The 7,585-nt window shown below is 40.5% G+C and carries 9 protein-coding genes; 6 read left to right on the forward strand and 3 right to left on the reverse strand.

Annotated features, from left to right (window positions below):
* Positions 1 to 37: 37 nt before the first annotated feature.
* On the reverse strand, positions 38 to 769 hold the full coding sequence (locus AAGC65_RS23515) for an ABC transporter permease (protein WP_343114912.1): 732 nt from the start codon (positions 767 to 769) through the stop codon (positions 38 to 40).
* Positions 770 to 1,139: 370 nt separating this feature from the next.
* Here AAGC65_RS23515 and AAGC65_RS23520 point away from each other — a divergent pair, with 370 nt between their 5' ends.
* The 6 genes from AAGC65_RS23520 to AAGC65_RS23545 all read left to right on the forward strand — a co-directional run bounded on the left by AAGC65_RS23520 (position 1,140) and on the right by AAGC65_RS23545 (position 5,847).
* Complete coding sequence (locus tag AAGC65_RS23520; RefSeq protein ID WP_343114913.1) at positions 1,140 to 1,553, forward strand: hypothetical protein; 414 nt, start codon at positions 1,140 to 1,142, stop codon at positions 1,551 to 1,553.
* A gap of 85 nt (positions 1,554 to 1,638) precedes the next feature.
* Positions 1,639 to 2,145, forward strand: coding sequence for a lipocalin family protein (locus tag AAGC65_RS23525; protein WP_343114914.1), 507 nt, complete (start codon positions 1,639 to 1,641; stop codon positions 2,143 to 2,145).
* Positions 2,146 to 2,397: 252 nt separating this feature from the next.
* On the forward strand, positions 2,398 to 3,105 hold the full coding sequence (locus tag AAGC65_RS23530; RefSeq protein WP_343114915.1) for an SDR family oxidoreductase: 708 nt from the start codon (positions 2,398 to 2,400) through the stop codon (positions 3,103 to 3,105).
* 147 nt (positions 3,106 to 3,252) lie between these two features.
* Positions 3,253 to 3,849, forward strand: a complete 597-nt coding sequence (locus AAGC65_RS23535) for a PspC domain-containing protein (protein ID WP_343114916.1) — start codon at positions 3,253 to 3,255, stop codon at positions 3,847 to 3,849.
* An 81-nt stretch (positions 3,850 to 3,930) separates the two neighbouring features.
* Positions 3,931 to 4,917: a LiaI-LiaF-like domain-containing protein gene (locus AAGC65_RS23540; RefSeq protein ID WP_343114917.1), complete on the forward strand. Its 987-nt coding sequence runs from the start codon at positions 3,931 to 3,933 to the stop codon at positions 4,915 to 4,917.
* A gap of 219 nt (positions 4,918 to 5,136) precedes the next feature.
* Positions 5,137 to 5,847 (forward strand): hypothetical protein, encoded by a 711-nt coding sequence (locus tag AAGC65_RS23545; protein WP_343114918.1) that lies wholly within the window; start codon positions 5,137 to 5,139, stop codon positions 5,845 to 5,847.
* Positions 5,848 to 5,859: 12 nt separating this feature from the next.
* Here the strand turns inward: AAGC65_RS23545 and AAGC65_RS23550 are convergent, their stop codons facing one another.
* Positions 5,860 to 6,483 (reverse strand): NUDIX hydrolase, encoded by a 624-nt coding sequence (locus AAGC65_RS23550; RefSeq protein ID WP_343114919.1) that lies wholly within the window; start codon positions 6,481 to 6,483, stop codon positions 5,860 to 5,862.
* A 229-nt stretch (positions 6,484 to 6,712) separates the two neighbouring features.
* Positions 6,713 to 7,393 carry a hypothetical protein gene (locus AAGC65_RS23555; protein WP_343114920.1) on the reverse strand — a complete coding sequence of 227 codons (681 nt, stop codon included), beginning with the start codon at positions 7,391 to 7,393 and terminating at the stop codon, positions 6,713 to 6,715.
* Between the last annotated feature and the right edge of the window lie 192 nt (positions 7,394 to 7,585).

Raw genomic sequence — 7,585 nt, forward strand, 5'->3', positions numbered from 1 at the left:
TTTTCACCAAATGTTTTGTAGATGTCTTTAATTTCAATCATAGTAGCAGGCGTGATATAATCAGATCCACAAATAAAATCATGATACAGCTCCAAACCACACCGCGTGTGGCCGACTGACCAACCTCAAGGGATCCGCCATTGGTATAAAAACCCTGGTATGAGCAGATGGAAGTAATAATAAATCCGAAAAATATGGCTTTAACAGCACATACAGTAACAATAAGTGGGTTAAAGCCATCGGTTAAACCGGTTACGTAATCGGTTGTTGAAACATCCTGCGATGCAGCGCAGGCAATGTAGCCGCCTGTTAAGCCTAAAATTACCGATACAATAACCAGTAAGGGTACCATGCTTACACCGGCTATAATTTTAGGCGATATTAAATATCCGGGAGCGTTTACACCCATGATCTCCAGGGCGTCTATTTGTTCGGTTACGCGCATGGTGCCTATTTGTGATGCCATGCTTGATCCTACACGCCCGGCCAGCACCAGTGCCGAGATAGTAGGACTAAACTCCAGGATGGTTGAATCGCGGGTAATGCCGCCAACGATGGTTTTGGGAATAAAATCGCTCACCAGCTGAAACGCGGTTTGAATGGTTGCCACAGCGCCAATAAATACTGAAATAACGGCGATGATGCCCAGTGAGCCAATGCCCACTGAAACCATTTCGCGCATTACCTCGCTCCAGTATACACTAAATTTTTCAGGCTTCCTGAAACTTAAACGCAGCAGTAGTATGTATTTCCCTAAACTTTGAAACATTTGCTATTTTAAAAATCGGTTAAAAATACGTCAGTTAATATGGTGTGCTTCTTGACTCAGTTTAAGCCTAAAGGGAAAAACTAATTCTTATAGTCACACTCAATAACCGCATATCAATGAAACTGTTTGAATACACAGAACCTAAACTATCAAAGCCCAAAGATAATAAATGGTTTGTAAGATATTCTATTACTTACAAAGGACAAAAAGCGGGGTATCCCAAAGAATATGGGCGTTATTATTTTGGTATAATTCTGAACAAGATTAAAGGTTTAAAATTAATGTTATCGTACGGTTGATTTTTTAGCCCGGTCGGAAATGACAGGACTTTCCTTTTTGAAAATGTTGATTCATTAGATACTTTTGGAAAATGAAACCTAAACTTATAATATCGGCTCTTACATTACTTTTCTTTACAGCTTGTACAAAGGATAAGCAACCAGAAAAGCCTTCCGCACTTTTAGGTAAATGGAATCTCCGGGCTAACTATGTAGTCCACTCAAATGCAAATCGAATCGATACAGTTACAGCTGTATATGCTGATGAAGATAATATAACCATAAATGAATATACATCATCAATGGTAACTTATTACACAAAATATGCCGGTAGCGAAGCCGGCACCATATCATTCAATTACAAAATAGTTGGTGATAAAGAAATAGATGTGAATGCATTAACATGGACAATCACCTATGATGATAAAACCTTAAAAAGAGTCAGAGATGCTACTGATCAACCTGGATATTCTGAAGTTCAAATTTATGACCGTATAAAGGATTAAAATATTGTAATGTTAGCAATGGTTAGTCTTTTAATCTAACCGTAGGTTTTATCTATGATATTGACGTTGTTGGTATTATTGATATATGAAACCTAAATACATCACATTATTACTTGCTGTAGCCTTGTTTGCAGCTTGCAACAAAGAAAAAATTATCAATCCTGATAAACCAGAGCATCCGGTTGAAACCGTTAAATTTGCTTCCATAGTTGGTAAATGGCTGCTAACGGGAAGTGCTCGTACAACTGTACATTATACCAATTCTGGCAGGGATTCAACAGTAAAAACTGATTCATTGTATAATTATGATTATCTACATCCTATTTATGGCGGTGAAACAATCAATACATACAATGCCGACAACACCTATTCAACTCAGGATTATGGACGAGATGGTACTTCGGAATATCCGGCAGAAACAGCAACTTATAGCATTTCGGGTAATACAATTACTTACATCACCACAAAAGGAAATTATAAAACAGTAGCTAAGATTATAACCTTAGATGAAAAGATCTTACGAATATCACAAACTGACATTTTAGAAGGAGGGGATAAAACCACATTGAATGTCAGCCTTAAAAGACAATAACATAAATTAACATTAAATTTTTAGCCTCGCTTGCTCAAGTGGGGCTTTTTAATTTTAATGTTTTTAAATAATTAAAAATGTGTTTTTACCATTCAGCTTTAGCTATTGTGGTAATTGGTTAATTAAAATATGCACTTTTATGGGCTAACAATTACTGCATACGTAAATTAGCGCCTTAATACTTCAAATCTTTTTTAAAAATCCGCACCAAAATTTTGGCGCCCAATAATATACTAAAACAACAACACAAACATGACGAAGAACGCTTTGATTACCGGTTCAACAAAAGGAATGGGCCGCTCTATTGCAATTTCATTTGCTAATGAAGGATTAAACCTCGCAATTTGTTCACGCAATGAGCAGGAATTATTAAAATTTAAAGATGAGCTGCAACAGATCAACCCCAATATTAAGGTTTTTACAAAGGTAACTGATGGCAGCAACAAGGCACAACTGCTGCAATTTGCTGCTGCTGCCCAACAAGAACTGGGCTTTATTGATGTGGTGGTAAATAGTTTAGGTACCTACGCACATGCAAGTATATTAGATGAAGGTGAGGAGGTGTTTGAATCGCAACTGAACACCAACCTGATGCCTGCCTATGAAATGTACCGTTTTTTTGGCAAAGCCATGAGGGCCGAACGTAAAGGCCATTTCTTCAATATATGTTCGGTAGCTTCATTAAACCCTATAGCGGCGGCAGGTGCGTATAGCGTAACCAAATACGCATTGCTGGGGCTAACTAAACTCATGAGGTTTGAAATGCAGGAGTATGGCGTAAAAGTAACCGCCGTAATTCCGGGGTCGACCTTAACCGATTCATGGAAAGATGCCGTAGTTGATAAGGATACGATGGTATTACCTGAAGATATCGCGTCGGCAATCATCAACATATATAAAATGAGCATAGGCGCCAATGTAGACGAAATAATTATTAAACCGGCACCTGGCCAGATATAATCAAAACACAGTTAAAAGCCAGCATCGTTCGTCGGTATTTTTGGGTGCTTTACCGAAAAATTAGTTACATTCACCTAAAAGCATTACGGTAAAATAGCTATAGTTAGCACATTTGAGTCATAAATCACTCACTATACTAACAGAATCATGGAAAAGAAACTTTATCGCGATGAACGCCGCAAGGTATTAGGCGGTGTCTGCGCGGGTTTGGCCGACTATTTTGACATCGATATATCTATTATACGCGCCCTGTTTTTACTAACTTTTATTTTCATGGGCACGGGTTTTATGGTTTATCTTGTATTATGGATAGTGCTGCCCAAAAAAGATTATAACTATTTTAACCCCGGTGTTGATTACAGGGTACCGCCGCAGGAACCGTTTAACCCTTTTGGTAACATGCCACCACAAGCCGGCGACCCTTTTGCTAAAGCGCCTAAAAAAGGCGTATCAAACGCGGGACTTGTTTTTGGTGTGCTGCTGATATTCATAGGCGGATCATTCCTGCTGCATGAATTGCACCTGTTTAGGTTTTGGCATATGGGTAGGCTATGGCCGGTAATTCTGGTAATTGTAGGTTTGGCCATTATGGTATCGGGCGAAAAGAAAAAGCCCTGGGAAAAAGATAACTGGCAAAATACCGCCAGCACTGAAGAGCCGGAGGTTAAGGACGACACCCTGCATAAAGATAATGATCTTAAGCAGGATGAGGATAAACCAACAGATACCCCACCAACCGTATAAATACCAGGAATTAACGGGAGTTTTTTCAGCTTGGAGGAATTAAGCCCCCGTTTAGTTTGATAACCATTAAAAAATACTAAAATGAGAAATGATAAATTAGTTCCGGGTGCCATCCTGGTATGCATAGGGGCCATATTCCTGCTCAATAACTTCGGTTATATTGATTTTCACTGGACGAATGTTATCCACCTGTGGCCCGTGTTTTTAATTATGGGCGGTGTTAACCTGGTTTTCGCCGGTAACAGATCGGCCTGGGCCACCATCTTAAAATTATCGGTAGTGATATTGGGTTTCGGCCTGTTGGTATTCGGGCATTTTGAACGCTATAGCTTTTGGCCAGGCAGGTATAATTTTCAATACAATGATAAAGATGACGACGACGATGATGACGATAGCGATACCACCAGTTCGGCAGGTAATGGTGTAGTTAAATTAGAAGGCAGCAGCATTTTTAACAAAGATTATACCCCTGATGCTAAGCTGGCCCGCCTTAATATAAAAGGCGGGGCAACTACTTATACTTTAAATGATACCACCAGCCAGCTTTTTAAGGCCGAAACCAAAGAGTTTTATGGTAAGTATGAGTTTACGTCAGGTAAGGAAGATTCAGTATATGTTTTGAACCTTAAAATGAAGAATAATAAGGGCTGGCATTTTGACGCTGACAACAATAAATCAAACGATGCCAATATTAAACTAAACCCTAACCCCGAGTGGGAAATAAACGTGGAAACAGGGGCAACAAAAGTTGATTTTGACCTTAGCAAATTCAAAATAAAAAACTTAACTTTAAAGGGTGGGGCTGCATCATTTGATGTTAAACTTGGAAACCCTTTGGCAAGTACCAATGTAGAGGTTTCAACCGGGGTATCCGAAGTGAGGATCGGTGTGCCAACAGGTGCAGCCTGCAGTATCCGAACAAACTCAGGTTTGTCATCAAGTGACTTTGCCGGCTTTGATAAAAAGGACGACGGCCGTTATGAAACCCCGGGTTTTGACGCGGCAAAAAATAAAATATACATCCACATGACTGGTGGTGTATCTGATTTTAAGGTTAACAGGTATTAATTCATTCCGACCGATACCGGGACAGTATATATAATGTTTGCGGGCCGCTTCATGACAATCATGGGGCGGCTTGTTTGTTTATAGATAGGGGGTACATTGCAAATTTGGTATATTTAGCTTCACTGTTTTGTCATTAATTAACAGTACGCTTTTAAAAGTGTTAAATTCAAAACCATTATTGCAAAAAATAGGTTTAATTTACAGTTTAATTGATCTGCCATGAAACCTCACTATCTCCTATTATTTTCCGCACTTTTTATGGCGGGTACCGTTAACGCGCAAAGCATGTTAAAAGGTACTGTTTATGAATCGGGTAAAAGTATCCGTATGCCCAATGTTTTTATCCGCGACGATAACAATAAAAAGCAGATCACCATTACAGATGATAAAGGTAATTTTTCTATCAATGTAGAAACAGGCCATACGCTGATCTTTGAATCGCCGGGTTACGTGTCTGATACATTGTATATAACCAATCTGGCTCCCAAAAGGATTGAGATGGTTACTAAAACCATAGCGCTGCGCCAGGTTGATATTACCTCAACCCGGCAATCATTTGATGCCCATCGTGAGTACCCTGAGGTTTATACCAAGAGTAAGGTTTATCCGCTGTCCCCATCATCATGGTTTAGTAAAGATGCCCGTGATGCCCGCCGCCTGAAAAAATACTTTAAACGGGAGGAAGAAGAAAGGCACATCGATGAGGTATTCAATGCCACTTATGTAGAAAGCTTGGTACCCCTGCGCGGTCAGGAGCTGGAAAATTTCATGACCCTTTACCGCCCAACTTACGCCTTTTTGAAAAATAACAACGGCCAGTCGTTAACGGTATATATCAACGACTCTTACAAAAAGTTCATGAACCTGCCAGCCGATCAGCGCACGTTGCCAAAGCTTACCAATACCGGTGTAAAACTGAGCGATCAGTAAGTTATATAAAAATTAATCAGCGTAAACGCTGTTATCGCCAGATAGGATTTTTTCGTAAAGTAATTCTATCTGGCTTTTTAATATACGGTCTTCAGATAGTTCGGGTAGTTGGTTGATGTCAAAATACTGCACATCGAGCACATCAAACCCCTTATTAATCACCGATGACATGGCCCTGCAATGGAAAACCATTTTGTAAACATAAAATGGCTGGGGTGGGTGCGGGTGCATTTTTTTATCAAAAACAGCCAGTAGCCTGTCGGGTACAACGGTAAGACCGGTTTCTTCCTGAAATTCTTTTACAATCACTTCTTTGGCACTATAACCAACATCGGCCCAACCTCCGGGTAACGACCATTTACCATCCGCGCTTTCACGGGCTAATAAGATCTTATTATCGGCCGATAGCAGGATGCCCCTGACATCAACCTTAGCGGTAGGGTAGTCCTGAGCCTGCGGAAATAACATATTGATAGTGTCCTCACCAAAGCCAGTTACCTTATCCAGAAGTTGGGTGCTGATGTGCCGCAGCTCGGTATAACGTTCTGTATCATATTCGTTTTTGGCGTATAGCAGGCCGGTATCGGCTAAAGATCGTAGTTGGGTTATCAGGGTAAGCAATTCAGAGTTATTCATGGCGGCAATATAGTGATAAACACCATATACCTCGTGACAGAACGTGTTTTATACCTGTCATTGCGAGGAGGAACGACGAAGCAATCGCGAACTATGCAGATTCCCCTGTAAAATACGCGATTGCCGCGCTACGCTCGCAATTGACAGGTTATCAGTGGCATTGTAACTCAGGATAAAATCAAACTGAAATAAATCCAAAATCGAAAATCCCAACTCCGAAATCGAAGAATTACCCTCTGCCTAAAAGCTCATCAAGCTTGTTGCGTTCGGTTTGTAGTTCGCGGGCCAGTTTCTTTTCTTTTTCGTTGGCTTTGGTTTTGTAGGTTTTATACTCTTCATCAAGCTCTTCGTACAGTTTGATGCGGTATTTAGCTTCGCGGCTATGAGCGCCCGAGCGGGCAATAACAATAGCGGCTATAACACCAAAGGCAATAACCAGTCCCCACATTAATAAATTATATGATGCCTTGGTAAGAGAAATACCCAGCAGGCTTATTTCATCGCGTTTGGCATTGGCTTCAGAAAGGGTTTGGTCTTTGCTGGTAGCATCGGTTTTAAGGGTGCTGATATCTTTGTTCTGAGCATCGAGTTTTGATTGCGCGGCGGCAAGTTTACGGCGTTCGGTATTTAGGGTATCGCGCATGTTTTTCCATAGGGCCGATGCCAGTGGCTGCTGGTAATGAAAAAGCTTGCTTAACAAATACTGGTACTGGCCATTTAATGATTTATCTTTCACCAAGGCCGAATCCTGCGCGGTAGCTTTGGGCTGCACATATCTATTAGCTGATGGGGTTACAGGCACGGCAGGTTTTACAGCAGTAGGTTTTGCAATGGCGGGTTTTAAGCCGCTGGCTTTTTTGGTAGTATCCTGGGCACGGGCCCCGGTAATGCTGCCCAAAAAAACGATCATTAAAATACAGATACTGAATAAAAAGTGCTTGTTCATCATGTAAAATTAGGTATCCAATGTTAACAAATCAGAATATTAATGGTTTTTATTACTGATATTCTGGGTTTACTGGGGGCTAATGTAAGGTTTCATACGTAATTTTGCTACTCATGGTTATATTAGCGGCATGAATATAGGTATTATTGGTTTAGG

Origin of the sequence: Mucilaginibacter sp., from assembly GCF_039207105.1 — a bacterium.
Lineage (GTDB): Bacteria > Bacteroidota > Bacteroidia > Sphingobacteriales > Sphingobacteriaceae > Mucilaginibacter.